The organism is Streptomyces verrucosisporus (assembly GCF_017114865.1).
GTDB classification, from domain to species: Bacteria; Actinomycetota; Actinomycetes; order Streptomycetales; family Streptomycetaceae; genus Streptomyces; species Streptomyces fenghuangensis.
Window position 1 is genome coordinate 1 of sequence record NZ_JADEYH010000017.1, and the last position, 23,486, is coordinate 23,486.

General features: G+C 75.8%; 23 protein-coding genes and 1 pseudogene. 9 read left to right on the forward strand and 15 right to left on the reverse strand.

Translation table 11 applies throughout. The features are described 5' to 3' along the window. Nucleotides 1-98: 98 nt before the first annotated feature. Nucleotides 99-407: a 4a-hydroxytetrahydrobiopterin dehydratase gene (locus tag IQ279_RS18340; RefSeq protein ID WP_206349673.1), complete on the reverse strand. Its 309-nt coding sequence runs from the start codon at nucleotides 405-407 to the stop codon at nucleotides 99-101. A 51-nt stretch (nucleotides 408-458) separates the two neighbouring features. Between IQ279_RS18340 and IQ279_RS18345 the strand changes: the two genes are divergently transcribed. After that, complete coding sequence (locus IQ279_RS18345; protein ID WP_206349675.1) at nucleotides 459-1,280, forward strand: helix-turn-helix domain-containing protein; 822 nt, start codon at nucleotides 459-461, stop codon at nucleotides 1,278-1,280. A 138-nt stretch (nucleotides 1,281-1,418) separates the two neighbouring features. Here the strand turns inward: IQ279_RS18345 and IQ279_RS18350 are convergent, their stop codons facing one another. Beyond that, nucleotides 1,419-3,497, reverse strand: a complete 2,079-nt coding sequence (locus IQ279_RS18350; RefSeq protein ID WP_206349865.1) for a phage holin family protein — start codon at nucleotides 3,495-3,497, stop codon at nucleotides 1,419-1,421. A gap of 276 nt (nucleotides 3,498-3,773) precedes the next feature. Between IQ279_RS18350 and IQ279_RS18355 the strand changes: the two genes are divergently transcribed. After that, complete coding sequence (locus IQ279_RS18355) at nucleotides 3,774-4,550, forward strand: MBL fold metallo-hydrolase (protein ID WP_206349677.1); 777 nt, start codon at nucleotides 3,774-3,776, stop codon at nucleotides 4,548-4,550. Continuing rightward, a complete protein-coding gene (locus IQ279_RS18360) occupies nucleotides 4,547-5,182 on the forward strand; it encodes a DedA family protein (protein WP_206349679.1) in 636 nt (211 codons plus the stop codon). The genes IQ279_RS18355 and IQ279_RS18360 overlap by 4 nt, the downstream gene beginning before the upstream one ends. On the opposite strand, the gene IQ279_RS18365 is transcribed toward IQ279_RS18360, so the two are convergent. From IQ279_RS18365 to IQ279_RS18375, 3 genes are all read right to left on the reverse strand, one after another. Beyond that, a complete protein-coding gene (locus IQ279_RS18365) occupies nucleotides 5,179-6,285 on the reverse strand; it encodes an MBL fold metallo-hydrolase (RefSeq protein WP_206349681.1) in 1,107 nt (368 codons plus the stop codon). The genes IQ279_RS18360 and IQ279_RS18365 overlap by 4 nt on opposite strands. Next, nucleotides 6,282-7,607, reverse strand: coding sequence for a pyridoxal phosphate-dependent aminotransferase family protein (locus tag IQ279_RS18370; protein WP_206349683.1), 1,326 nt, complete (start codon nucleotides 7,605-7,607; stop codon nucleotides 6,282-6,284). Before IQ279_RS18370 ends, IQ279_RS18365 begins: the two co-directional genes overlap by 4 nt. 83 nt (nucleotides 7,608-7,690) lie before the next feature. After that, nucleotides 7,691-8,458, reverse strand: a complete 768-nt coding sequence (locus IQ279_RS18375) for an ANTAR domain-containing response regulator (protein WP_241028346.1) — start codon at nucleotides 8,456-8,458, stop codon at nucleotides 7,691-7,693. Between the two features lie 255 nt (nucleotides 8,459-8,713). On the opposite strand from IQ279_RS18375, the gene IQ279_RS18380 reads away from it, so the two are divergent. Further along, nucleotides 8,714-9,865: a PAS domain-containing protein gene (locus IQ279_RS18380; RefSeq protein WP_206349685.1), complete on the forward strand. Its 1,152-nt coding sequence runs from the start codon at nucleotides 8,714-8,716 to the stop codon at nucleotides 9,863-9,865. 167 nt (nucleotides 9,866-10,032) lie between these two features. Here the strand turns inward: IQ279_RS18380 and IQ279_RS18385 are convergent, their stop codons facing one another. After that, nucleotides 10,033-10,902, reverse strand: a complete 870-nt coding sequence (locus IQ279_RS18385) for a SigB/SigF/SigG family RNA polymerase sigma factor (protein WP_206349687.1) — start codon at nucleotides 10,900-10,902, stop codon at nucleotides 10,033-10,035. 236 nt (nucleotides 10,903-11,138) lie between these two features. Between IQ279_RS18385 and IQ279_RS18390 the strand changes: the two genes are divergently transcribed. After that, complete coding sequence (locus IQ279_RS18390) at nucleotides 11,139-12,110, forward strand: TIGR03557 family F420-dependent LLM class oxidoreductase (protein ID WP_206349689.1); 972 nt, start codon at nucleotides 11,139-11,141, stop codon at nucleotides 12,108-12,110. A 139-nt stretch (nucleotides 12,111-12,249) separates the two neighbouring features. Here IQ279_RS18390 and IQ279_RS18395 read toward each other — a convergent pair whose 3' ends face one another. Further along, nucleotides 12,250-12,768: a ribonuclease FAU-1 family protein gene (locus IQ279_RS18395; RefSeq protein WP_206349691.1), complete on the reverse strand. Its 519-nt coding sequence runs from the start codon at nucleotides 12,766-12,768 to the stop codon at nucleotides 12,250-12,252. A 396-nt stretch (nucleotides 12,769-13,164) separates the two neighbouring features. Further along, on the reverse strand, nucleotides 13,165-13,392 hold the full coding sequence (locus IQ279_RS18400) for a DUF6158 family protein (RefSeq protein ID WP_206349693.1): 228 nt from the start codon (nucleotides 13,390-13,392) through the stop codon (nucleotides 13,165-13,167). A gap of 101 nt (nucleotides 13,393-13,493) precedes the next feature. Here IQ279_RS18400 and IQ279_RS18405 point away from each other — a divergent pair, with 101 nt between their 5' ends. The 3 genes and pseudogenes from IQ279_RS18405 (at nucleotide 13,494) to IQ279_RS18415 (ending at nucleotide 15,609) form a co-directional block, all read left to right on the forward strand. Then, a complete protein-coding gene (locus IQ279_RS18405) occupies nucleotides 13,494-14,693 on the forward strand; it encodes a baeRF2 domain-containing protein (RefSeq protein ID WP_206349695.1) in 1,200 nt (399 codons plus the stop codon). Nucleotides 14,694-14,877: 184 nt separating this feature from the next. Next, nucleotides 14,878-15,156, forward strand: a pseudogene (locus IQ279_RS18410) (SAM-dependent methyltransferase); the annotation flags it as partial. Nucleotides 15,157-15,264: 108 nt separating this feature from the next. Next, nucleotides 15,265-15,609 (forward strand): VOC family protein, encoded by a 345-nt coding sequence (locus IQ279_RS18415; protein ID WP_206349699.1) that lies wholly within the window; start codon nucleotides 15,265-15,267, stop codon nucleotides 15,607-15,609. 140 nt (nucleotides 15,610-15,749) lie between these two features. On the opposite strand, the gene IQ279_RS18420 is transcribed toward IQ279_RS18415, so the two are convergent. The 5 genes from IQ279_RS18420 to IQ279_RS18440 form a co-directional block, all read right to left on the reverse strand. Further along, nucleotides 15,750-16,673 carry an NADP-dependent oxidoreductase gene (locus IQ279_RS18420; RefSeq protein WP_206349701.1) on the reverse strand — a complete coding sequence of 308 codons (924 nt, stop codon included), beginning with the start codon at nucleotides 16,671-16,673 and terminating at the stop codon, nucleotides 15,750-15,752. Nucleotides 16,674-16,773: 100 nt separating this feature from the next. Beyond that, the gene (locus tag IQ279_RS18425; protein WP_101254413.1) at nucleotides 16,774-17,004 is read right to left on the reverse strand and encodes a LapA family protein; all 231 of its coding nucleotides are present in this window, start codon (nucleotides 17,002-17,004) and stop codon (nucleotides 16,774-16,776) included. 47 nt (nucleotides 17,005-17,051) lie between these two features. Continuing rightward, a complete protein-coding gene (locus IQ279_RS18430; protein WP_241028347.1) occupies nucleotides 17,052-17,696 on the reverse strand; it encodes a 4'-phosphopantetheinyl transferase family protein in 645 nt (214 codons plus the stop codon). A gap of 28 nt (nucleotides 17,697-17,724) precedes the next feature. After that, a complete protein-coding gene (locus IQ279_RS18435) occupies nucleotides 17,725-18,432 on the reverse strand; it encodes a class I SAM-dependent methyltransferase (protein ID WP_206349703.1) in 708 nt (235 codons plus the stop codon). Between the two features lie 144 nt (nucleotides 18,433-18,576). After that, nucleotides 18,577-19,365 carry an SDR family NAD(P)-dependent oxidoreductase gene (locus IQ279_RS18440; protein WP_241028348.1) on the reverse strand — a complete coding sequence of 263 codons (789 nt, stop codon included), beginning with the start codon at nucleotides 19,363-19,365 and terminating at the stop codon, nucleotides 18,577-18,579. Nucleotides 19,366-19,460: 95 nt separating this feature from the next. Between IQ279_RS18440 and IQ279_RS18445 the strand changes: the two genes are divergently transcribed. Continuing rightward, nucleotides 19,461-20,405: an aminoglycoside phosphotransferase family protein gene (locus IQ279_RS18445; RefSeq protein ID WP_206349705.1), complete on the forward strand. Its 945-nt coding sequence runs from the start codon at nucleotides 19,461-19,463 to the stop codon at nucleotides 20,403-20,405. Between the two features lie 52 nt (nucleotides 20,406-20,457). On the opposite strand, the gene IQ279_RS18450 is transcribed toward IQ279_RS18445, so the two are convergent. Both IQ279_RS18450 and IQ279_RS18455 read right to left on the reverse strand, forming a co-directional pair. Then, nucleotides 20,458-21,414 carry a S66 peptidase family protein gene (locus tag IQ279_RS18450; RefSeq protein ID WP_206349707.1) on the reverse strand — a complete coding sequence of 319 codons (957 nt, stop codon included), beginning with the start codon at nucleotides 21,412-21,414 and terminating at the stop codon, nucleotides 20,458-20,460. Further along, the gene (locus tag IQ279_RS18455; RefSeq protein ID WP_206349709.1) at nucleotides 21,411-23,426 is read right to left on the reverse strand and encodes a S9 family peptidase; all 2,016 of its coding nucleotides are present in this window, start codon (nucleotides 23,424-23,426) and stop codon (nucleotides 21,411-21,413) included. The genes IQ279_RS18450 and IQ279_RS18455 overlap by 4 nt, the downstream gene beginning before the upstream one ends. Nucleotides 23,427-23,486 lie beyond the last annotated feature (60 nt).

Here is a 23,486-nt window from a genome sequence, read left to right on the forward strand (position 1 = left end):
GCTGACCCTCAAGCGGTGACCCACCGCCGCAGCACGAACGGAAGCCGCCGCCCGGCCGGCCGGGCGGCGGCTTCCGCCGTACACGCAGCGGGTACGGGCTACGGGCGCGCGCCGTGCGCGGGGGCGATCCCCTCGATCCGCCGCGCCAGACCCACGTCCAGCTCCGTCACCTTCCCGCCCACGCTGTGGGTGTTCACCGACACACCCACCGCGTCATAGCCCAGCAGCAGATCCGCGTGGTGGTTCATCTCCTCCTGGATCTGCGCGACATGGAGCACCATCGCCGCGGCCGGGAAGTGCCCGGCGAAGGAGTACGTCCTCCCGAGCCGGTCCTCGGCGAACTCCCAGCCGGGCAGCTCCGCCAGCGCGGCTTCGATCTCCTGCGAGGTCAGCTGTCGGGGTGCCATGGCACGAAATCTCACTTCCCGTGGACGACCCTCCCAGCCTAGGGTCGCGGCATGGGATCCGCTGCGGCCGACACGGGCACGGGGACGAGCAGACCGGCGAACGGAGTGGGGCTCCTGCTGCGGCACTGGCGGGAGCGCGCCGGACTCAGCCAGCTCGAACTGGCCCTGCGTGCCGACTCCTCCGCCAGGCACATCAGCTTCGTCGAGACCGGGCGCACCCGCCCCAGCCCTGAGATGGTGCTCCGGCTGGCCGAGCACCTCGACGTCCCCGTACGCGAGCGCAACGCGCTGCTGCTGACCGCCGGACACGCCCCGCACTACCCCGAGACCCCCGTGGACGACCCCTCACTGGCCGCCCTGCGCGAAGGCCTGGAGCGGATGCTGACGGCGTACGAGCCCTTCCCCGCCCTGGTGGTCGACGGCCGGTACGAGGTGGTGGCCGCCAACCGCGGTATCGCCGCCCTGCTGGAGGGCGTGGCCGCACACCTCCTGCGCCCCCCGCTGAACGCCATGCGCCTGACCCTCCACCCCGAAGGCCTGGCCCCGCGCATCCGCAACTTCCCCCAGTGGCGCGAGCACCTGCTGGAGCAGATGCGGCGGCAGCTCGCGCTGCTGCGGTCGGCGCCGCTGCGCGAGCTGTACGAGGAGGTGGCCGCCCATCCGGTGCCCGGGGAGGGCACCGAACGGCGTGAGGCCGCGAGCCCCTTCGCCCTGCCGCTGGTGATCGAGCACCAAGGGCACGTCCTGTCGTTCTTCTCCACCATCACCACCTTCAACACCCCCGTGGACGTGACCGTCTCCGAGCTGGCGATGGAGACCTTCGTCCCGGCCGACCCCGGGACGGCGGCCCTGCTGCCGAAGCTGCTGGGATAGCCGCCCTGTCCGGTCCGGGAGTCGGCCGGAGGGCACCGGCCGGAGCCGGGCATTCCGAAGCAACAAGACGCTTGGCACACTTTTTTAACCCAGTGGCCCGCTCGTACGGGCCCAACCGCGGCGGGCCGACCGGACGGATCAGCGCAGGGGCGCGCGGGCCGGGACGAAGGGGGCGGTCACGGCCGGGGCGGCCTCCGCCTCGCGCAGCCAGCCGCGCAGCACCCGGTGGACCTGCTCGGCGCCGACCGGCTCGCCGTCCGCGTCCGGCGGGGACAGCAGGCGCGGGTAGAGGATGAAGGCCCGGGACTGCTCGCCCCCCAGGCCGCCGTGGGAGCCGATCTGCTGCTCGAAGGCGTGGACGGCGCCGGTGGCCCGGTCGATGGCCGAGTTGACCATGACGTCGGCGGCGTGCGGGAAGCGCGCGGTGCGCCGCACCAGGGCGGCGGCGCGCGGGCCGTAGGGCTTCAGGGGGTCCTCGCCGGTGACCTCGCCGGTGTCCAGGCGGTGTTCGCTCTCCTTGGGGCCGAGCACCACCGGTCCGTGGCGCTCGGTGTCCACCAGCAGGAAGCCGATGCCGGGGTGGTTGGCGAGGGTGCGCAGCAGGGCGGGGTGGCGGCGGTCGATCTCCTCGCGGGTGGCCCGCCCCTGGATGCCGGGGAAGGAGACCAGCCCGAGGTTGCCCGAGCCCAGCACCACCGGGTCGGAGGTGGGGGCGGGCCAGTGAGGTTCGGCGCCGTGCCCGTCCTCGGGCCGGTGCAGGGCGGCGCGGGCGGCGGCGCGGGCCTCGGCGCCGCTGGCCGTGTACCTGGCCCGCCGGGGGACCGGCAGCCCGCATCCGGCGCGGACCAGGTCCTCCAGCGTGAGCCCGTAGTGGGAGGTGAAGGTCTCGCCGGGGCTCTGCCCGTGGTCGGACAGGAGCACCAGGCGGTAGGGCCGGGGGGCCTGGGCGGCGGCCTTGGCGATCAGGCCGACGGACCGGTCCAGACGCCGCAGCACCTGGTGGGTGTCGCGGCCACGCGGCCCGGAGTGGTGGGCCACCTCGTCGTAGGCGACGAGGTCGGCGTAGACGGCGGTACGCCCGCTGAGGATGTCGCCGAGGACGGAGGCGACCACCACGTCCCGCTGGACGACGGTGGCGAAGGCCCGGATGAACGGGTAGAGCCCGCCGCGCGGCACCCGCGGGCTGTCCCCGCGCAGCCTGGCGCGGGTGGACTGGACGATCTCGCGGACGACCTCGGCCGTGAAGGAGGCGGCCGTACGGGTGGCGTTGGCCGGGTCGGAGAAGTACGCGAAGTACCCGGCACGCGACCGGTTGTGCCGGCCGCGCCGGGCGGAGACGGAGAGAACCAGGGCCACCTGGGTGGCCCCGCCGCTGAAGAGGTTGCCGCGGCTGGCGCCGTCGTGGGCGAGCAGTCCGGGCTCGCCGCTGTGCTCGGCGGCGCGGCGCTGGAGCCGGGCGGCGCTGGAGGGCCGGTTGCTGATCACCACCTCGCCGGTCTCCTTCTCGTACCAGCGGAAGGCGGGCACGTCCTCGTTGGAGCCGTGCAGGATGCCGAGCTGGCTGGCGCCGGTCTGGCTGGACCAGTCGGTGTGCCAGGGGACGAGCCGGTGGGTGTCGCGGAGCATGGCGGCGATGTTCGGCATCAGCGGTTCGCCGTCGGCGGGCGCCGCGGCCGCGTCGCTCAGTACGTCGTGGCCGATCCCGTCGAGCTGGAGGAAGACGGTGCCGGGGGTGGCGGGCATCCGGCGGCGCCCGGAGCGGCGCCAGCGGCGGTCGGCGAGCCGGGCAAGGCGCCGCCGGTAGGCCCGGTCGTCGCGGACGGCCAGGAAGGTGTTGGCCGCCGAGGAGGCGGCGGACATCGCGGCGGCGACGACCACGGCGGTCTGCGGGTCGGCCTCGCCCCGGTAGTCGGGCAGGAGGGCGAGTGCCAGCCACAGCAGCGAGCCGTTGAGGAAGAACACCAGCAGGCCCAGCACCAGGGCGGGCACCAGCAGCAGGGCTCTGACCAGCACGGGCCACACCAGTGCGCTGAGCAGGCCGAAGGCGCCGGCTCCGAGGGCGGCGGTGATCCCGATGCTGGTGGCGCTGTCGCCGTCGGCGGACTGGAGCCGGAAGTCGGGGAGCACGCCGGCCAGCACCAGCATGGTGAGGGTGCTCACCGCCCACACCACCAGGACGCGCAGCACCGCACCGCCCGCCCTGCGCCAGGCCGCCATCCGCACGCCGTCCGCCTTTCCCTCCTCCGGGACCGGTCCCGCTCCGGTCCGGCGCCGGCCTCGGCCGGCCCTTGCCGTCCGCGTTCTCCGCGCCGGGGAGGTCCATGCTCCCCGCGCGCCGGAAACCGCCGTACCCGGTCCGGCACGTCCCACTTTTCCACAGCGTCTCCCGATTCCGGGGGCGCGTCCGGTCTCTTCGCGAAGGCTCCCGGAAGCACGGGGGTGTGATGAGAGGATCGGTACGGGAAAGGGGCGAGCGGAGGGAAGGAGGGTCCGGTGCCCGCGGAGATCACGTGGTGGGGCCATGCCACGACGACGGTGCGCGACCGCGGCGTGACGGTGCTCACCGACCCGGTGTTCGTCCGGCGGCTGGCCCACTTGCGCAGGCGGCGCGGACAGCCTCCGCCGGAGTCGGCGGCGCGGGTGGATCTGGTGGTGGTCTCCCATCTGCACGCCGACCATCTGCATCTGCCCTCCCTGGCCCGGCTGGCGCCCGGCACCCGGGTGGTGGTGCCGCGCGGCGCGCTCGTCTCGGTGGCGGGGCTGCGGCGGCTGGCGGGGCGGCTGCGGATCGAGGAGACCGACGTGGGCGAGCGGGTGCGGGCCGGGGACGTGACCGTACGCGCGGTGCCCGCGGACCACGACGGGCGGCGGTTGCCGTACGGGCCGCACCGGGCACCCGCCCTGGGCTATGTGGTCGAGGGGGATTCCAGGACGTACTTCGCCGGTGACACGGGGCTGTTCGACTCCATGGCGGAGGCGGTCGGCCCGGTGGACGCGGCGCTGCTGCCCGTCGGCGGCTGGGGGCCGAAGCTGGGCGCCGGGCACATGAACGCGCGCCGGGCCGCCGAGGCGCTGGCCCGGCTGGGGGCGCCGCTGGCGGTGCCGGTGCACTACGGGACGTACTGGCCGATCGGCCTGGACGCGGTCCGGCCGCACGAGTTCCACTCCCCCGGTGACGAGTTCGTGCGGCTGGCGGCGCGTTCGGCCCCCGCCGCGGCGGTGCGCCGGCTGGGGCACGGTGAGAGCGTACGGCTGGAGGGAGCGGGGTGATCGAGGCACTGCTGGGCGCGGTGCGGGAGATACCGGGTCAGGTGGCGCCCGGCGCGGTGGGCTATCCGTCGCTGTTCCTGCTGGTCGCGTTCGGCGCGCTGGTGCCGGTGGTGCCGACGGGGGCGCTGGTCAGCGCGGCGTCGGCGGTGGCTTTCCACCGCAGTCCTCCGGCCCTCCCGCTGCTGCTGGTGTTCGCCGTCGCGTCGCTGGCGGCGTTCCTGGGCGATCTGCTGCTGTACTGGCTCGGGCGGCGCGGCGGTCACTCCAGGAGCGGGGAGCGCTGGCTGGAGCGGATGCGCGAGCGGGCCGAGCCGGAACGGCTGGAGGCCTCGCGGCGGAGGCTGGACGAGCACGGTGTGACGGTGCTGGTCCTCTCCCGGCTGGTGCCGGCCGGGCGGATCCCGGTGATGGTGGCCTGCCTGCTGTCGCGGGTGCCGGTGCGGCGGTTCGTGCGCGGTGCCGCACCGGCCTGCCTGGTGTGGACGGCGACCTACCAGCTGATCGGGATCCTGGGCGGGTCGCTGTTCCCCGAGCCGTGGCAGGGCGTGGCCGCGGCGGTCGGCCTGACGCTGCTGGTCGGGGCGGCGCCCTCGGCGTGGCGGCGGCTGCGCCCGGCGCGGGTCCCGCGCTAGAGGGGCCGGGGGCCGGGATCCGGGCGTGGACGCGGATGCGGGTTCGGCTGTCCCAGGATCCTGGAGGCCCCGACCGGCAGGTCCCACAGGTCCTCGCGCGGCCGGCCGGCCGCGGCCCAGGCGGCCCGTACCCGGCTCAGCGGCTCCAGCGGCGGCTCGGCGGAGAGCAGGAAGGTGGCCCAGTGCATGGGGGCCATGCGGCGGGCGCCGAGGTCCAGGCAGGCCCGTACGGCCTCCTCCGGGTCGGTGTGCACCGGGCGGAGCATCCGGCGCGGCGCGTAGGCGCCGATCGGCAGCAGGGCGAGGTCGATGCCGGGGTGGCGGTGGCCGATCTCGGCGAACCAGTGGCCGTACCCGGTGTCGCCGGCGAAGTGGATCCGCTGCCCGTGGCGGTCGGTGAGCACCCAGCCGCCCCACAGCGAGCGGCAGGTGTCGGTGAGGGTGCGCCGGGACCAGTGGTGGGCGGGGACGAAGTCGAAGCGGACGGTGCCGCCGCCCGGGGAGGGCAGTTCGGCCGCCTCCCACCAGTCCAGTTCGGTGACGCGGGCGAAGCGGCGCCTGCGGCACCAGGCGCCGAGCCCGGCGGGGACGAACAGCGGGGTGTCGCGCGGCAGCCGCCTGAGGGTGGGGGCGTCGAGGTGGTCGTAGTGGTTGTGGGAGATCACCACGGCGTCGACGGGCGGCAGGTCCTCCCAGGGGACCCCGACCGGGGTGACCCGCGCCGGGGTGCCCAGGATCCGGCGGGACCAGACGGGGTCGGTCAGGACGGTGAGGCCGCCGATGCGCACCACCCAGCTGGCGTGCCCGGCCCAGGTGACGGCGGCGGTGGCGGCGTCGACCGGCGGCAGGGGGGCCGGTTCGCAGGGCAGCAGGGGGACCTCGCGCAGTGTCGCGGGATCGGGGCGCGTGCTGCCCTCCCGTGCTATGCGGGACAGGGAGCGCAGACCGGGCAGGGGCTCGGTGAGCCGGTCGGCGAAGGTGGCCGGCCAGGTGCGCCGCTCGCCCAGCGGGCGCGGCTCGGACAGGGCGGGGGGCCGCCGGGGGGAGCCGGCGGCGGGGGCGTCGAGAACGGCCTGTGCGGGCTTGTCCGTCCGCTCGGTCATGCGGGGCTCCCATCTGCGTCCGGTGCTGCGTCCGGTGGTGTCACGGGGCGGGGGGCCGCCGGGCGCGCGGCCGCCGGGCCCCGCAGTACCTCTTCCAGCCGCTCCGGCGGCACGTCGGTCGACAGGCGCACCCGCAGGGCGTGCGGATCGTCGCCGAAGCGGTGGCCCCCCAGTGCGTACGGGCCGAGCCCGCGCACCAGTTCCGCCTCCAGCCGGGGGGCGTCCTCGATGCCGCGGGCGGCCAGCGCGGGGCGCAGCGCCTCGAAGTCGGGGTAGATGTGACGTCCGGCGTGCGGCGGGCGGCAGACCGCGCCGGCCCCGGTCAGAACGCGGTGGAGTTCGGCGGCGCGGGCGGCGCGGGCCCGGTTTCCGGCGGCGCGGTGTGCGCGCAGCGGCTCCGCCTCGCCCAGCGCCTCGGCGGCGGCGCCGGCGTCGCGGCCGCGGGGGCGGGCGTGCAGGGCGGTCAGGACGGCGCGGGTGCGCTCGCCCAGTTCCCGTCCGCGCGCGGTGGCCGGCAGGCGGGCCACGCCCACGGCGGTGCCCGGGCCGAGGGCGTGCTCCGGGTCGGCGCCGAGGTCGACGAGGACCACGACGCAGTCGTGGTCGCCGCCCTCGTCGCCGCTCTCGCCGCCGCCGTTCACGGCGGTGCGGGCGTGGCCGTGGAGGGCGTCGGCGTGGGTGCCCGCGCCGGTGAGGCGGGCCGACCGGTGCAGGATCTCGGCGGGGCTGACGATCACCGTGTCGCGGGGGTCGTGGGAGGTGTCGCGCCAGCTCTCGTCGCTGATGATCAGCAGGTCCTCCTGGACGGCCGCCTCGCACACCTCGTGCAGCAGTTCGGGCGGCGCGGCCGTCCCGGTCAGTCCGTCGGCCACGGACAGCAGCAGCACCCGCGGGTCGCCGCCGGCCGCGCGGGCCCGGCCCACGGTCTCCAGCAGCGCGAAGGGGTCGGGCACCCCGCCGCACTCGGCCGGTACGGGCACGGGGTGCAGCGGTCGGCCGAGCAGCCGCGCCTGGTCGGCGTGCCAGGCCGGGCCCGGCCTGGGCAGCACCACCCCGCCGCTGTCCGGACCGGCCTCCCCCTGCCCGCGCTCGCGTCCGTGTCCGCGTCCGGGCGCGTGTCCGGGCTCGGCCGCCGCGAGCAGCGCCAGCAGGAGCAGGGGCGCGGTGGGGGCCGCCACCACCTGTCCGGGCTCGGTGGGCAGGCCGCGCCGCCCCCAGTAGCCGCAGGCCGCCTCGGCCACGGCGCCGTGAACGCCGTACCGGTCCGGCGCGGTCACGGCCGCGGGGGTGGGGGTGGGGCCGCCGGGCCGGGTCTGCTGCATTCCGTGTCTCCGCCGTGTCCGGGGGCGGCCCGTCGGCCGCCCTGTCTGGTTCCGCCGTTGCCTCCGGTCCTCCCTCCGGGCCTTCAGGGCCGCCGGGACAGCTCCGAGAAGCGCCGGAGTTCCTGCTCCATGCCGTGGCCCCGGGTGCGCACCAGGGCGCCGGCCAGGTCGGAGAGCTTGCGGTTGGTGTGCTGCGAGATCCCGCGCAGCAGGGCGAACGCCTCCTGCGCGTCGCAGCCGAGCACGTGCATCACGATCCCGCACGCCTGGTCCACGACGGGTCTGCTGCGCAGCGCGCCCCTGAGCTGCTCCGCCTCCGCCAGCGCCGCGCGGTGGCGGAGGTCGCGGGCGAGCCCGGTGGCGGCCAGGTCGCCCAGGAGCGCCGCCGGGCAGCGGACGGTCTCCTCCAGCGGGCGGGGCCGGAAGCCGTGGACGGTGACGGTGAGGGTCAGGCCGTCCCGGCGGTACGGCAGGGCGGCGCCGGAGCGCAGCCCCGTCTCCAGCGCCCTGGCGCGGTAGCCGGGCCAGCGGTCGTCCAGCAGCAGGTCCTCGGAGCCGGCGGGGCGTCCGGTGCGCAGGGCCTGCGGCACGGGGCCGTCCCCGTCCTCCCACTGGACGGCGATGAGCTCGGACAGGTCCGGATGGGTGACGGCGGTGGTGCCCTCGGCCGGATCGCCGCCGGTGTGGGCGGTGGCGGTGGCGCCGCAGCAGCCCGGGGTGGAGCGGACGACCTGCTCGGCCAGCCGGGCGAGGCTCCGGGCGGGGGAGGCGGCGTCGAGCACCGGCTCCGGCTCCGGTCCCGGCCGGGTCGGAGCGGACTCGAACGGCATCGCGTCGCATCGGTCCGGCATGGCGCTGTCCGGTCCTTTCCCTGTTCTCCGGCCGGTTCGGGCCGGCCCCCGACGTCCGGTCGCGTGGGATCGGCTGCCCCGCACGGCGGCCGGGAAACGGCCGGTGCGCCGAGCCGCCCCGGGCGGGCACGGGCCGCCCGGGGACCACACCCGCGCGAACCCTCCCACCACCATCATCCCAACAAAGAGTGATGAGTAATATTTTTTCTGTGCAGCCGACAGGACCTCCGGCTGCCCGCGGGTTACGTTGAGGACATGGCGCAGGCGGAGGAGTTCGGAACCGAGCTGGCGGACTTCCGCCGACGGGTGGAGGAACTGCGATCGGCACCTGCCCTGCCGGAGGCCGACCGGCTCCCCGCCCTGGAGGCCGCGCTCCTGGAGCTCCGGCACGCGGCCGAGGTGCTGTGGCCGCGCTACGAGGAGCTGGCCGCCGGACGGCACCGCGGCGGCCCGGAGGAGCACCACGAGCACCGGCTGCTGCGCACCCTGTTCCAGCGGCTGCCTGTGGCGGTGGCCCTGCTGGACCGGGACACGGTGGTACGGCGCTGCAACCCCGCCGCCGGGCAGGTGCTGGGAGTACGGGCCGGATACGCCACCGGGCGCGCACTGACCGGTTCCCTGGCCCACGGCTCCCGGGCGGCCTTCCGCTCCCAGGTGGCGGCCGTCGCCCGCGGCGAGGGCGACCGCGGCCTGACCGTCCGTCTGCCGGGTCCGTCCCGGCAGGGCGGCACCGCGCTGCGGGCCACCCTGACGGCGCTGCACCCCCCGCACGAACCGGGCGCGATCGTCCTGGCCGTCCTCCAGCCGACCGTGCCCGGCGCGCCCGCCGGAACCGGCCCCGCCGGGCCGGCCGCGGCGGTGGAGCGCGGGGAGTCGCGCCCCGACCCGTCCGAGGCCGCCCGCGGCGCCGAGCTGATGGATCTGCTGGACGGGACGACGACGGCGCTGCTCGGGGCCGACTCCCCCAAGGAGGTGCCGCAGCGGGTGGCGGAGGCGCTCTACGGCCGGTTCGCCGACTGGGTGGTCGTCGACGCCGCCGTGCCCGGCGGCGCGCTGCGCCGGGCCGCCGTCCTGGCCCCGGCCGGGCGGCTGCGCGACGCGGTCGCCGCGCAGGACCCGTCCTCCTGGCCGCCGGTGGTGGACGCGGTGCGGCACGGCGGCACGACGCTGCGGGTGCGGCCCGAGGACCCCGGGCTCCTGGGCCGGGACGCCGCCGGGACCCCCGTCCTGGTGCGGGCCGAGGCCGGCTCGCTGCTGTGCGTGCCGCTGTCCGACGGCGCGGGGGGCCCGGTGCTCGGCGCGCTGACGCTGCTGCGCACCGGCGGCCGGCGGGCCTTCGGGCTGGCGGAGGCCGGCGCCGTGGAGCGGATCGCACGGCATGTCGCCCTCGCTCTGCGCGGGCTGTGAGGCGCCCGGCGTCCCGTTCCACCGGCCGGTCCGGCCGGTGGAACGGGACGCCGGGCGCGCGTGTGCCGCGCCCGCGCGGCTGCGCGGGCGCGGCGGGGCAGGGGGCGCGGCGGGTGCGCGGGGCGGGGGCGCGCCGCCGGCATCCCGCTCCACCCGCCGGCGGCGCGTCAGGCGGCCCGGGAGCCCGCGTAGACGCGTTCGCGCTCCCGCTCCCCCTCCGGGGCGGCCTGCTCACGCTCCAGATCCGCCTCGACCTCGGCGTGCAGGCGGTTGCAGGTGCGGCTGATCAGCCGGGAGACGTGCATCTGGGAGATACCGAGCTGCTCGGCGATCCGGCTCTGGGTCATGTCGCAGAAGAAGCGCAGGTAGAGGATCTTGCGCTCGCGCTCGGGCAGATTGCGCAGCCGGGGCTTGAGCGACTCGCGGTAGACGACGAGGTCGAAGCCGGGCTCGGCGCTGCCGAGGGTGTCCACCAGCGCGTAGCCGTCGTCGGCGCCGGGCAGCTCGGCGTCCAGGGAGAGGGTGCTGTAGCTCTCCAGGGCCTCGGAGCCGATGCGCACCTCCTCCTCCGTCAGCCCGCTGTGTTCCGCTATCTCCTTGACTCCGGGGGTACGGCCGTCGAGGGAGTGGCTGAGCTGGCGGCTGGAGGCGCGTACGCGGTTGCGCAGCTCCTGCACCCGCCGCGGCACGTGCAGACCCCACATGTGGTCGCGGAAGTGCCGCTTGATCTCGCCGACGATGGTCGGCACCGCGAAGCTCTCGAACGCGCTGCCGCGCGCCGGGTCGTAGCGGGTGACGGCCTTCACCAGGCCGAGGGCGGCCACCTGCTCCAGGTCCTCCAGGGACTCGCCGCGGTTGCGGAAGTGCCGGGCGAGGCGCTCGGCCATCGGCATCCAGGCCCGCACGACCCGCTGCCGCAGCTCCTCGCGCTCCGGGCCGTCCGGAAGCTCGGCGATGCGCTGGAACTCGGCGGTGGTGTCGGGGGCGTCGTCGTGCGGGTGCCGCGCGTGCTTTGCTCGTGCTCGTACGGGGGTCATGTGCGGTCTCTCCCGAACTGTGGACTGTGGCTCTGTGGGGGTTACCGCGGGACCGGGCACAGGGGGACCGGGGCCGAAACACCCGGGGCGGGGAATGTCACCGCTCCCGCGGATGTGCCTGCGGTCCGAAGCACGAGGGTTCGGATGCCCGGGGCCCACCCCTTCAAACGATGTTTTTCACACCGGCACCCGGTTACCCGGTGCCCGCACCGCCGGACCTGTGGAGGACTGCGTCGATGACCGAGTACGGCTACTTCCTGGCCTGTGAGGACCACGGACCGAACGAGCTGGTGGAGCAGGCCCGGATGGCCGAGCAGGCGGGTTTCACCTCCTTGTGGATCTCCGACCACTACCACCCGTGGAACGGCGTCCAGGGGCACAGTCCGTTCGTGTGGTCCGTCATCGGCGCGATCTCGCAGGCGACCTCGCTGCCCGTCCAGACGGCGGTCACCTGCCCGACCGTGCGCGTCCACCCCGCGGTGGTCGCCCAGGCCGCCGCCACCTGCGCGGTGATGCTGGAGGGGCGCTTCCGGCTGGGCGTGGGCACCGGCGAGGCGCTCAACGAGCACATCCTGGGCGGCCCCTGGCCCCAGGCGTCGGTGCGGATGGAGATGCTGGAGGAGGCCATCGGCGTCATCCGGCGCCTGCTGACCGGCGAGGAGGTCAGCCACCACGGCAGGCACTACACCGTGGAGAACGCCCGGCTGTACGACGTGCCCGGCCGGCCGGTGCCGATCGACGTCTCCGGCTTCGGCCCGGCCGCCATCGAACTGGCCGGGCGGGTGGGCGACGGGTTCATCACCACCATGCCCGACGTGGAGGGGCTGGAGCGCTTCCGCCGCAGCGGCGGGGGCCGCGGCTCCGGGCAGGGGCCGGCCTTCGCCGGGACGAAGGTCTGCTACGGCACCGACCGCGACGAGACCGTGCGCACCGTCCACCGCCGCTGGCCCAACATGTTCCTGCCCGGCGAGCTGGGGCAGGTCCTGCCCACCCCGGCACACTTCGAGCAGGCCTCGCGGCTGGTGACCGAGGAGGTGGTGGCCGGCTCCGGGCTGCCGTGCGGCGACGACCCCGAGGAGCACGCGAGCGCCCTGCGGGGGTTCGCCGATGCCGGGTTCGACGTGGTGCACGTCAACCAGATCGGCCCCGACCTGAGGGGTTTCTTCGACTTCTACCGCAGTGACGTCCTGCCCCGGCTGAAGGACTGAACCGGCCGCCGGGCGGCCCGGCGGCGGCCGGGGCCCATGGACGGGGGTGCGGAGAGGGTGCGGCTCTCCGCACCCCCTTCGCCTGCCCCGCGCCGGTCCCGTGCCCGCGTCCGGGGTCCCCGGAGCCCCGGAGCCAAGGTCAGCTCAGCAGGGAGCCGAAACCGCCCTCCCGGGCGAGCCGTTCGAGCTCGTCCAGTGCGCGGCGGGCCCTGGCGGCCGTCTCCGGTTCGCTCTCGGGCAGCCCGCTCTCGGCGAACTCGTCCTCATCCAGGCGCAGCACGGCGGACCGGTCGGGCGACACCCACAGGTCCAGCTCCAGGTCCCAGGTGGTCAGCGTGCCCGGTGCGACGGCGGCGGGACGGGTGACGTCGCAGTACCAGCCCTTGAGGCCGCCGTCCGGGCCGCGCACCTCCTTGACCGAGAACCAGCGGTCGCGCCAGTAGTGCTCGGTGAACACGTCGCCGCTCTCGAAGCGCACGAAGCCGAAGTCCCGTACCGGCGGGCCGGCCCAGGGCGCCCGCACGACGGCGTGGACGCCGTCGTCGCGCTCCACGGTCGCCGGGTAATGGACCTGTCGGCCATGGGACTTGTGCAGGACCACGGTCACCGTGTCGTCCGGCGCCAGAGTGGTCTCGGGGCCGGTGTGCGCATCGCTCATGGGCCCACCCTCCCCGACGGACGAGAGGAGGCGCACCTGGTTTTCGGGTTCGCCCCTCTCGGATTCCGCCCTCCCGCCCCGCCCTCGCGTCCGCCGTGCTCGTGTGCTCCCTCCCCGTGCGCCGCGCGCCCCGGGCCGGTGTTGTGCCCCCGACAGTCCCGCGGGCAGCCGCGGGTACCGCCCTGAACAGGGCGGTACCCGGGTCCGGGAGCGGCTCCGGGCACGGTCCCTGACCTCCGTGCCCGGAGCCTTCTCACTCCCCCACAGGGCCGCTCGCTCGGCCGCGGTCCGGGTGCCCCCGCCTTCCGGGGGCAAACACCCGCTCACCCGGCCGTCGCAACGCCACCACCACGCCGCCACCACCGCGGCCGCCCGCTCCCACGCCGCGCCCTCACCTCATTCGGTGCGCGCCCGGGCGCCCTCCCTCGTGCGGCCCGCCGAGACGGCCCGGTCGGGGTGGCGCCGCAGGTACTCGCCCTCCAGTTCGGCGGTGCGCCGGGTGTGCGCGGCCAGCGCGTCCGACGAGCCGTGCAGCAGGGTGTCGTGGCGGGTCCGGTGCAGGGATTCCAGCTCCTCGATCAGCGCGGTCTCGGACAGCTTCTCCGGGTCCACTCCCATGCCCATGGTCCGGTCGCCTCCTCAGTCGGTGCTCTCCGGCGTCGCTCCGTGTCTTTTGCACCGGTCCGGGTACCCGGAAACCCGCCCACCACAAGGAGGGAGAGCCCGTGGAACTCGGATTCCTGAACCCTGTCTTCGACCGCCCCGGCCCCTGGGCCTCGGTCTACTTCGACACCTCGTGGCTGACCGAGGACGCGGCGGCCCGCCGCGAACTCGCCGCCCGCGAGGTCCACGACCTGCTGAAGAGCCAGGGAGCGGACGAACGCACCCGCAAGGCGGTGTACGACGCCCTCCTGGCGCTGCCGCGCAGTTCGGCCTCGCCGGGGCGGGCGCTGTTCGCCACCGCGGGCGAGGTGGTGCTCGATCCCGCGCTGGCCCGGGCGCCGAGCGGCGGCCCGCACGCGACCTGGGGGCCGCTGCCGCACACCACGCCGCTGCTGGAACTGATGGACACCGCCCCCACCTGCCTGCTGGCCCGCATCGACCGCACCGGCGCGGACCTGGAGCTGCGGGGTCCCTTCGGCAGGCGCGAGGCCGGCCAGATCCAGGGCGAGGAGTGGCCGGTGCACCGCACCCCGAACGCCGACTGGTCCGAGCGCCGGTTCCAGAACTCGGTGGAGAACACCTGGGAGCACAACGCCGCCCTCATCGCGGAGGGTCTGAAGGCCCAGCAGGCCGAGACCGGCGCACAGGTGCTGGTCCTGGCCGGCGACACCCGTGAGTGTCACGCCGTGCACGACCGGCTGGCCCCCGACTTCCGGGGGGTGGCCGTCATCGCCGAGCACGGGGTGCGCGCCCCGGGCCGCAACGCGGCGGCCGGCGAGGAGAAGCTGGAGAAGGAGGTGGAGGAGGCCCGCGCCTCCTATGTGCACCGCCACGCCGCCGATGTCATGGAGCGGTTCCAGGCCAGGCGGGTGCCGACCGACGACGGCAGGGTGGGCGCCGCCGAAGGGGTGCCCGCGCTGGTGGACGCCGCCAGGGAGCACCGCATCTCCGCCCTGCTGGTCCGTCCCGACGGCCCTGACCTGCACCGCGAGGTGTGGGTGGGCGACGGGCCCGACCAGGTGTCGGTGCGCCGCACCGACCTGCAGTACCTGGGCGAGACCCGTCCCGTCAGCGCCCGCGCGGACGACGCGCTGCTGCGGTCGGCGGTGGCCACCGGGGCCGAGGTGATCTCCGTGGGGCCGCTCGCGGAGGAGCCCGGCACTCCGGAGGGGCTGCCTGTGGGCGGGCTCGGCGCGCTGCTGCGCTGGCCCTACGGCGGGCCGCCGGCCGAGGGGGCGACGGGCGGTTCGGCCCCGTCCTGACGCACCGGCACCACCGGCCCGGCCGGCGGCACACTCCGCTGCTGTCCACATAATGGAATTATCTTGCTCGCATGGCAAGACAGCGCGATACGGTGCGCGCATGCCGAGACCGAACGCCGTGTACACCCACGGCCACCACGAGTCCGTCCTGCGCTCCCACCGGTGGCGCACCGCCGCCAACTCCGCGGGCCGCCGGCTGCTGTCCTGGGCCCGCGAGGCCGGCTTCACCGACGTCACCGCGGACGCGGACGTCTGGTGCTTCGCCACGGAGGCGGACCGCGCCTGGTGGAGCGGCCTGTGGGCGGAACGCACCACCGGCTCCGCCTACGCCCGCCTCGCCGTCGAGGGCGGGCACGCGGACCGGGCGGAGCTGGAGCGGATCGCCGCCGCCTGGCGCGAGTGGGGCGGACGGCCCGACGGCTGGTTCTCGGTGCCGCACGGGCAGATCCTGTGCCGGGCCTGAGACGGGACGGGCGCGGCCCGGCCCCGGTGAAGTGGCTCCGAGGCGGGCCCGCACCGGGGCGGCGGGGCGCGCCTGACACCGTACGCGCCCCCAACTAGGCTCCTCCGTATGGAGATTCTGGGTACTGCGCTGCGCGTGTGTGTCGACGACCTGGACGCGGCGGCGGGCGTGTACGAGCGGCTCACCGGCGCCGAGGCCATGCGGTTCACACAGGGCCCCGTCTCGGCGGCCGCCGTCGGCCCCTTTCTGCTGATGAGCGGCCCGCCCGGGCCGATGGAGGTCCTCAGCAAGGTCGCCGCCACGCTGGCGGTGCGGGACGTGGAGGAGGCGGCGGCCGATCTGCGGGCCGTCGGTGCCGAGATCATCGCCGGCCCGCAGTCCACCCCCATCGGCCGGAACATGGTGGCCCGCCACCCCGACGGCTCGGTCTTCGAATACGTCGACCGCCGGTAGGCGGGCGCGGGAGACAGCCCGCCGGTAGGCGGGCGCGGGGGGCGGACCGGCGGGGCGACCGGCGGGGCGACCGGCGGGGCGACCGGCGGGGCGACCGGCGCGGGGCCGCCGGAAGGCGGGCCCCGCGCCGGGAAGTCGCGTCAGGAGACGTCGATGACGACCTTCCCCCTGGTCCGCCCGGACTGGCTCAGCCGCCACGCCTCGGCGGCCTCGGCCAGCGGCACCGCCCGGTCGACGCCGACCGTCAGCCTCCCGGCGTCGGCCAGGTCCGCCAGGGCGGCGAGGTCGGCCGGGTCGGGCCTCACGAACAGGTAGTGGCCGCCCTTGGCCATCACCTCGGCGTCCACGACCGACAGCACCCGCGAGGAGTCCCTGAGCACCTGCTGCGACACCTCGATCGACTCGCCGCCGACGAAGTCGAAGGCCGCGTCCACACCATCGGGCGCCAGCCCGCGCACCCGGTCGGCCAGCCCCTCGCCGTAGGTGACCGGCTCGGCGCCCAGCTCCCGCAGGAAGTCGTGGTTGCGCTCGCTGGCGGTGCCGATGACCCGCGCGCCCCACGCGGCCGCGATCTGCACCGCCAGCGAGCCGACGCCGCCGGCCGCGGCGTGGACCAGTACCGTCTCTCCCTCGCCCACGCCCAGCCGCCTCAGCGACTGGTACGCGGTGAGCCCGGCCAGCGGCAGCCCCGCCGCCTGCTGCCAGCTCAGCGCGGCGGGCTTGCGTGCCAGGGTGCGCACGGGCGCGGCGACCAGCTCGGCGTAGGTGCCGTTCTGCGCCCAGTCCTTGCGGACGTACCCGATCACCTCATCACCGGGGGCGAACTCCTTCGCGTCCGGGCCGGTGCTCTCCACCACGCCCGCCACGTCCCAGCCGGGCACCAGCGGGAAGTGGGCGTCGAGGACCGGGTCTAGGTAGCCCGCCCCGACCTTCCAGTCCACCGGGTTCACCCCGGCCGCCTTCACCCGCACCAGGACCGCGTCGGGCCCCAGCTTGGGGTCGGGGAGCTCGGTGAGGGTCAGATCGTCGGGTCCGCCATACTCGTTCAGAGCGATTGCCTTCATACCCCGCACAACTTCCCCGTCCGGGAAGATCATTCCCCCGCCCGCCCCACAGGCGCGCGAACGGCGGCACCGCGCCGTCCGCCGTGTGCCCCCGGCCCCGCTATCTGCGCCGCACCAGGTACATCCCGGACAGCAGCCCGATCACACCGGGGATCAGCAGCGCCACCCACAGAGGCATGGTCACGATGGGGACCAGCAGCCTGATCTCGGTCTGCTCGGTGTTCTGGAAGACGAAGACCAGGGTGGCGGCCAGCAGCAGCAGGACCAGCACCCTGCCCGGGGTCAGAAAGCCGCGCGCGCCACCGTCGCCCGTTCTCCTGTGTGTGCTCATGCCACCACCATGGGTGCGAGGGCCGCCGCCCGCCCGCCGGGCCGCCCCTACGGAACGCTCCCCTCCCCCGTACGTGCGACGGCGACCGCCACGGCCGCCGCGTAGCCCTCGGGCGCGGCCACGTCGGTGAGCTCCCAGCCGGGGACCGCGGCGGGGGTCGCCAGACTGCCGACGTAGGTGGTGTCCGGACTCTCGCCCAGGCCGGTGCCGGTGCCCTTGAGGTACGCCTCCTTCCGCGTCCAGCAGCGGGCGAAGGCGGCCGGGCGATCGACCGGCGCCAGCCCGCCGATCTCGGCGCGCTCGCGCGGGTGGAGGGCTGAGACGGTCTCCGCGACGGTGGCGGCCGTGGGATACGCCTCCACGTCGGCCCCGACGGGCGCGTCGTCGAGGGCGATCAGCACCACGTCGCCGGCGTGCGACAGCGAGAAGTGGACCGGATTGCCGGGTACGGCCGGGCGGCCGTGCGGCCCGCCGCACAGCGGGCACGGCTCGCGGGTGAGGGGGACGGCGGCGGGCTCGGTGCCCAGGACCGCGGCCAGTTCCAGGCGCAGGGCCGTGTGGGCGACGCGGTAGCGGTCGCGGTCGGCCTCCCGGACGAACGCCGCGCAGCGGGCGCGCTCCTCCTCCGACAGCACCGCGCCGTCGGTTACGCCGGCCGCGTGCTCGGACACGCGCAACAGGTGCAGCTTCAACCCGCCTCCTTGGGTGTCGCGCCGCCCGTCAGGGGCGCCTGACGCAGGTGTAGGCGCCGAAGAGGCGCCCTTCGTACTCCACCTCCACTATCTCGAACCCGGCTGTCTCCAGCATCGGCTCCAGCAGCCAGCGGAAGGTGCTGTACTCGGTGCGCAGGTGCTCGGCGTAGTCCTGTCGGGTGTAGCCGAGCGCGGGGTCGGCGGCCGCGCCCGCCATCCACTCCTCCAGGACCTCCCCGGCCTCGTGCGGCCGGAAGTCGAGGACGAGGTCGCGCAGCCGGAGCACACCGCCGGGCCGCAGCACGCGGGCGATGCGGTCCAGCGCCAGGGCCTTGTAGAAGTCCGGCAGTTGGTGGAGGGCGTGCCGGGTGTGCACGGCGTCGGCGGGCTGCCCGGTGTGCTCGTAGGTGAGGAAACCGGCCCGGACGCACTCCAGGTTCGCCGCACTCTCCTGCCCGGCCCGCGCCCGCAGGTGCTCCAGCATCGCGGGCGAGACGTCCACGGCCACCACCCGGGTGAACTCACGGGCCGCCGCCAGCGCGAACCGCCCGGTTCCGGCGCCCAGATCCACCACGGTGGCACCCGGCCCCACGCCGTGGCGGCGCAGCGCGCCGACGTCCGGCGCCGGGTCGGGGTGCCCCTGCTTGCGGTCGAAGCCCGCCACGAAGGCCGGGTCCAGATGCTCGGGACCCGCGTGGGCGAGCTCGTCGATCATCCAGGGCTCGGGAGCGGTCATGGGCCGATCCTGGCACGCGGGGCTCACGGTCCGCACGGGGTTTTCAGCGCGTGCCGCCGGGCGCGTGGCGGACGGTGTGCTCGGGGAGGCCGGGGGTCGGGCGGCCTCGTCACCGCCCCGACCCCCTGCCGTCCGCCGCCAGGTTCAGGCGGTGAGACCGCCGTCCACGGCGATGGAGGCGCCGGTGATGTACCGGCCCTGGGCGCCGGCCAGATGCGCCACCGTCGCCGCGATCTCCTCGGGCTTCCCGTAGCGCCCCAGGGCCGTCAGTCCGCTCTGGTAGTCCGCGCCCGGCCCGTCGGCGGGGTTCATCCCGGTGTCGACCGGGCCCGGGTGGACGAGGTTGGCCGTGATGCCGCGCGGGCCGAGCTCCCGGGCCAGCGCCTTGGTCAGGCCGGTCAGCGCGGCCTTGCCGGTGGCGTAGAGGGAGGCGCCGGGGAAGGCGACGCGCTCGGCCACGCAGCTTCCTACAGTGATGATCCGCCCGCCCTCCCCCATGTGGGCGAGGGCGGCCTGGCAGGCCAGGAAGGGGGCGCGGACGTTGACGTACAGCGTCCGGTCGACGTCCTCGGCAGCGATCTCGCCGATCGGTGCGACCAGGCCGATCCCGGCGTTGTTCACCAGGATGTCGAGCCGCCCGAACTCCGCCGCGGCCGCATCGACGGCGGCGCGTACGGCCTCCGGGTCGGCGCTGTCGGCGCGCACCGCCAGGGCCCGGCGGCCCATCGCCTTGATCTTCTCGGCCACCCGCCGCGCGCTCTCCTCGGAGTCCCGGTGGGTCAGCGCCACGTCGGCGCCGTCCCGGGCGAGCCGGAGCGCCACGGCCTCGCCGATGCCGCGGCTGCCGCCGGTCACCAGCGCCGCCCTGCCGTACAGGTCGTTCATGTCCGCTGTGTCGTTCATGCCGGTCGTCTCGGTCGTTTTCGTGGACATGGCTCGATCCTGGCGCGGTGCGGTCCGGGGGTCCGGCGGCATTCGGACGTCGCGTTCGGCGGCGGGGGGGCGGCGGCCCGCCTATGCTCGCCCCCATGACGTCCGCGGATCCGGTGCCGCCCGGCCTGCCCGTGGTGAGGACCGTCTCCGGCTACCCGGGAGGGCCCGAGTGGCTGGTCCGACTGCCCGCTCTGATCGGTGAGTTGACCGAGCGGTGGGAGCTGGTGCGCGGCGAGCCGTTCACCGGGGGCAGCGTCTCGTGGGTGGCGCCGATCAGGCGCGCGGACGGCTCGGAGGCGGTGCTCAAGGTGAGCTGGCCGCACCGGGAGGCGGCCGGGGAGGGCGAGGCCCTGCGGCTGTGGGACGGGCGGGGCGCGGTGCGGCTGTACGAGCACGACGCCGGGCGGTACGCGCTGCTGCTGGAGCGCTGTACGCCGGGCACCGAGCTGGGCCGGGCCGCGGAACCGCCTGCCGAGGAGCGGCTGCTGGCCGGGGCGGAGGTGCTGCGCGAACTGTGGAGCGCGCCCGTTCCGCCGGACGCGGGGCTGGAGACGGTGGCGGAGGTGACCGCCGGGTGGGCGGATCTGGCCGAGGGACGGATGGCGCGGCTGCGGCCTCCCGGCTTCGATCCGGCCCTGGTGGCGCTGGGGGTACGGCTGCTGCGCGAGCTGCCGGGGACGGCCGCCCGCGAGGTGGTGGTGCACGGCGACCTCAACCCCGGCAACGTCCTGGCCGCCGGGCGGCGACCCTGGCTGGCGGTCGACGCCAAGCCGATGACCGGCGATCCGCTGTACGACCCCTGGCCGCTGATCGAGCAGATCGGCTACGCCTTCGGGCAGCCCGCCCCGCGCGGCGTGGTCGCCGCGCGGTGCTCGCTGGTGGCCGGCGCGCTCGGCGAGGACACGGGACGGCTGATGGCGTGGGCGGTGGCCCGCCGCGTGGAGTCGGCGCTGTGGGCCGTGGCCGAGGGCGGCGACCTGGAGGCGGGCACGGCGATGATGGCCCAGGTGCGCACCCTGGCGGATCTGGCGGGGCTGTAGCTTCCCGAGCGGGCGGGGCTGTGAGCCGCGGCCCGGCGGGAGCGGGCGCCGCTCAGAGCAGGGCGGGCTCGTCGAACGTGAGCGTGCAGGTGTCGGCGTCCAGGGTGGCACGGACCCCCAGCGGCAGGGTCAGGGTCGCCGGGCCGTGTCCGAACCCCATCTCCTCCACCACCGGCACCCCCAGCGGGGCGAGTCGGTCCAGCAGCACCTCGCGGACCTTCTCGTACGGGCCGCAGTCGTGCCAGGAGCCGAGCACCACGCCCGCCACTCCGTCCAGTTCGCCGGAGCGCAGCAGGTGGGTGAGGTAGCCGTCGAGGCGGTACGGCGGCTCGCCGACGTCCTCCAGCAGCAGGATGCCGCCGTCCGGGCGGGCGCGGTCCCGCCCGGGGACGCCGGTCTGGCCGGCCAGCAGCGACAGGCAGCCGCCGTAGGTGGTGCCGGACGCCCGGCCGGGCAGCAGCGTGCGGGCGGTCGGGGAGGTGATCGCGGTGACCGTCTCCGGGGCGAGGAGGGTGGCGCGCAGATGCTCCTGGGTGGGGCCGTCCTTGAGGAAGGAGACGGTGGCGGGCATCGGGCCGTGCAGGGTGGCCAGGCCCAGCCGGGCCGCGAACGCCTCGTGCAGCACGGTCAGGTCGCTGTAGCCGACGAAGGGTTTGGGGCCGGCCGCGCGCATCGCGTCCCAGTCGGCCAGGTCCACCATCCGCTGGACGCCGTAGCCGCCGCGGGCGGCGAGGACGGCGGTGACGGACGGGTCGCACCAGGCCTCGGTCAGGTCGCGGGCGCGGTCGGCGTCGGTGCCGGCCAGGTGGTCCAGGCGCGGGTGGACGTCCAGGACGTGCGGCATGACCAGCGGGTCCAGGTCCCAGCCGCGCAGCACGTCCACCCCGGCGTCCAGCCGCTCGCGCTCCACCGGGCCGCTGGGCGCCACGATCGCCACCCGGTCGCCGGGGCGCAGCCGCCCGGGCCGGGTGAGGGTGGGGGTGGGGCTCGGTGGTGAGGGAGGTGTCACGTGGTCAGCTCCAGCCTGGGGACGTCCGGTCGGTCGAAGCCGAAGACCTGTGCGTACAGGGAGAGTTCGGCCTCCACGGCCCGGATGATGGTCTGCGCCCTGCGGAATCCGTGGCTCTCGCCCTCGAAGGCGAGGTAGGCGTGCGGCACTCCGCGGCCGGCGACCTCGGCCAGGAAGCGGTCGCACTGGGCGGGCGGGCAGATCACGTCGTCCAGGCCCTGGAGCAGCAGGAAGGGGGCGGTGACGCGGTCGGCGTGGTGGACGGGCGAGCGGTCGCGGTAGCGCTCGGGGTGCTCCTCGGCGCGGCCGACGAGGGAGACCAGGTACTGCGACTCGAAGTCGTGCGTCTCGCCGGTCGCCCAGCCGGCCAGGTCGAGGATGGGGTAGCTGATGGTCCCGCAGGCGTACAGGCCCTCGGTCAGCGGCGAGGTGAGGGAGACGGCGGTGGTCCAGCCGCCCGCACTGCCGCCGCGTATGGCGAGCCGGGCGGGGTCGGCGGTGCCCTCGGCGGCCAGGGCGCGGGCGACGGTGGCGCAGTCCTCGACGTCGGCCACGCCCCAGCTCTCCCGCAGCCGCTCGCGGTAGGCGCGGCCGTAGCCCGCCGAGCCGCCGTAGTTCACCTCCACCACGCCGATGCCGCGCGAGGTGAAGTAGGCGATCTCCAGGTCCAGTACGAGGGGCGCCCGTCCGGTGGGCCCGCCGTGGGCCCACACCACGTACGGCGGCAGCTCGCCCTCGGGGGCCGCGGCGGCGGGATGGCGCGGGGGGTGAAGGTGGGCGTGGATCTCGCGGCCGTCCGGTCCGCGGAAGACGCGCTCGGCGGGGTCGGGGTAGTACGCCGGGTCGACCAGGTCGGTGTGGGCGGAGCCGACGACCAGGGTGTGACCGGTGCGGGTGTCCAGCTCCACGACCTCGTACGCGCCGCGCGGGCTCGCGGCGACGCCGATGACGCGGGTGCCCGCGGCGGCCAGGGCCGGAGCCCACTCCGTCCACGGGCCGGGGACGTCGGCCAGTTCGCCGGTGGCCGGTTCCAGGATGCCCAGGCGCAGGGAGCCGCGGCCGTGCAGGACGGCGACCGTGCCGTCCTCCAGCGGCTGGAACCACTGGTGGCCGATCTTCCACAGCGGCCCGCCGAACTCCTCCTCGCGCGGGCACAGGGGAGTGGGTCCATCGGCGGCGCCGGCGGCGTCCACGTCCAGGCGGTACAGGTTCCACCAGCCGCTCGCGTCGCCGGTGTACAGCAGCGAGCCGTCCGCCGCCCAGCCGGCCTGCGCCACCGACTCCCGTTCACCGCCGGCGACGGCGCGGACGCCGGCGAAGGTGCCCTCGGCGGTGACGTCGGCGAGGCGGACGACCGTGCCGTCCCAGGGCATCCGGGGGTGGTCCCACACCAGCCACGCCGCCCGTCCGCCGTCCGGGGAGAGGCGGGGGCCGGTGGTGAACCGGTCGGTGTCGCCGGTCAGTTCGCGGACCCGGGAGCGGTCAAAGGCCGCGGAGCCGTCCAGGGGGACGGCCGCGATCACCCGGCGTACGTCGGTGGGCCGCTCGCCGGTGAACTCCTCAAGCACGCACCACACCTCGTCCCGGCCGGCCGGCACCACCGGATCGGCCCAGCGCAGGCCCTCGCCGAGAGCCGAGACGGGGGTGAGGGGGCGCGGCTCGGCGCCGGGGGCGTCCGGTTCGAAGGCGTACATCCGCTGGTCGGCGTGGTGGACGAAGACGATCAGCGGTCCGCCCGCCTCGCGCGCTGCCCCGGCCCAGGGGCGCCCGCCGTACTCGATCACCCGGCTGCGGACGTTCCACGGCTCGGGCAGCACCGACTCGGCGGGGCCGGACCCGTCCGGGCGCAGCCTCATCAGCGCCCGCCGCCCGCCCTCGGCGGGGCGGGGCTCGGTCCACCACACCTCCGCGCCCACGGTGCCCGCGTACTCGGGGTGGCCGTCGTGCGCGGCGACCAGGCGGGCGTCGATCGGCGACTCCCAGGTGCCGTACGGGGCGGTGGCGTACGTCATCGTGCGCGGCTCCTCGCGGGCTCGGCGGGTTCCTCGGAAAAGGGGTGCGGCGGGGTACGG

Bases quoted from the DNA above. Each gene is read 5' to 3' on its own strand.
- IQ279_RS18365 (WP_206349681.1), bottom strand. From the start codon at position 6,285: ATGACCGAGCGGACGGACAAGCCCGCACAGGCCGTTCTCGACGCCCCC.
- IQ279_RS18390 (WP_206349689.1), top strand. From the start codon at position 11,139: ATGACCGAGTACGGCTACTTCCTGGCCTGTGAGGACCACGGACCGAAC.
- IQ279_RS18420 (WP_206349701.1), bottom strand. From the start codon at position 16,673: ATGAAGGCAATCGCTCTGAACGAGTATGGCGGACCCGACGATCTGACC.
- IQ279_RS18435 (WP_206349703.1), bottom strand. From the start codon at position 18,432: ATGACCGCTCCCGAGCCCTGGATGATCGACGAGCTCGCCCACGCGGGT.
- IQ279_RS18455 (WP_206349709.1), bottom strand. From the start codon at position 23,426: ATGACGTACGCCACCGCCCCGTACGGCACCTGGGAGTCGCCGATCGAC.
- IQ279_RS18340 (WP_206349673.1), bottom strand. From the start codon at position 407: ATGGCACCCCGACAGCTGACCTCGCAGGAGATCGAAGCCGCGCTGGCG.
- IQ279_RS18385 (WP_206349687.1), bottom strand. From the start codon at position 10,902: ATGACCCCCGTACGAGCACGAGCAAAGCACGCGCGGCACCCGCACGAC.
- IQ279_RS18415 (WP_206349699.1), top strand. From the start codon at position 15,265: ATGGAGATTCTGGGTACTGCGCTGCGCGTGTGTGTCGACGACCTGGAC.
- IQ279_RS18445 (WP_206349705.1), top strand. From the start codon at position 19,461: ATGACGTCCGCGGATCCGGTGCCGCCCGGCCTGCCCGTGGTGAGGACC.
- IQ279_RS18425 (WP_101254413.1), bottom strand. From the start codon at position 17,004: ATGAGCACACACAGGAGAACGGGCGACGGTGGCGCGCGCGGCTTTCTG.
- IQ279_RS18440 (WP_241028348.1), bottom strand. From the start codon at position 19,365: ATGTCCACGAAAACGACCGAGACGACCGGCATGAACGACACAGCGGAC.
- IQ279_RS18400 (WP_206349693.1), bottom strand. From the start codon at position 13,392: ATGGGCATGGGAGTGGACCCGGAGAAGCTGTCCGAGACCGCGCTGATC.
- IQ279_RS18395 (WP_206349691.1), bottom strand. From the start codon at position 12,768: ATGAGCGATGCGCACACCGGCCCCGAGACCACTCTGGCGCCGGACGAC.
- IQ279_RS18380 (WP_206349685.1), top strand. From the start codon at position 8,714: ATGGCGCAGGCGGAGGAGTTCGGAACCGAGCTGGCGGACTTCCGCCGA.
- IQ279_RS18370 (WP_206349683.1), bottom strand. From the start codon at position 7,607: ATGCAGCAGACCCGGCCCGGCGGCCCCACCCCCACCCCCGCGGCCGTG.
- IQ279_RS18375 (WP_241028346.1), bottom strand. From the start codon at position 8,458: ATGCCGGACCGATGCGACGCGATGCCGTTCGAGTCCGCTCCGACCCGG.
- IQ279_RS18345 (WP_206349675.1), top strand. From the start codon at position 459: ATGGGATCCGCTGCGGCCGACACGGGCACGGGGACGAGCAGACCGGCG.
- IQ279_RS18350 (WP_206349865.1), bottom strand. From the start codon at position 3,497: ATGGCGGCCTGGCGCAGGGCGGGCGGTGCGGTGCTGCGCGTCCTGGTG.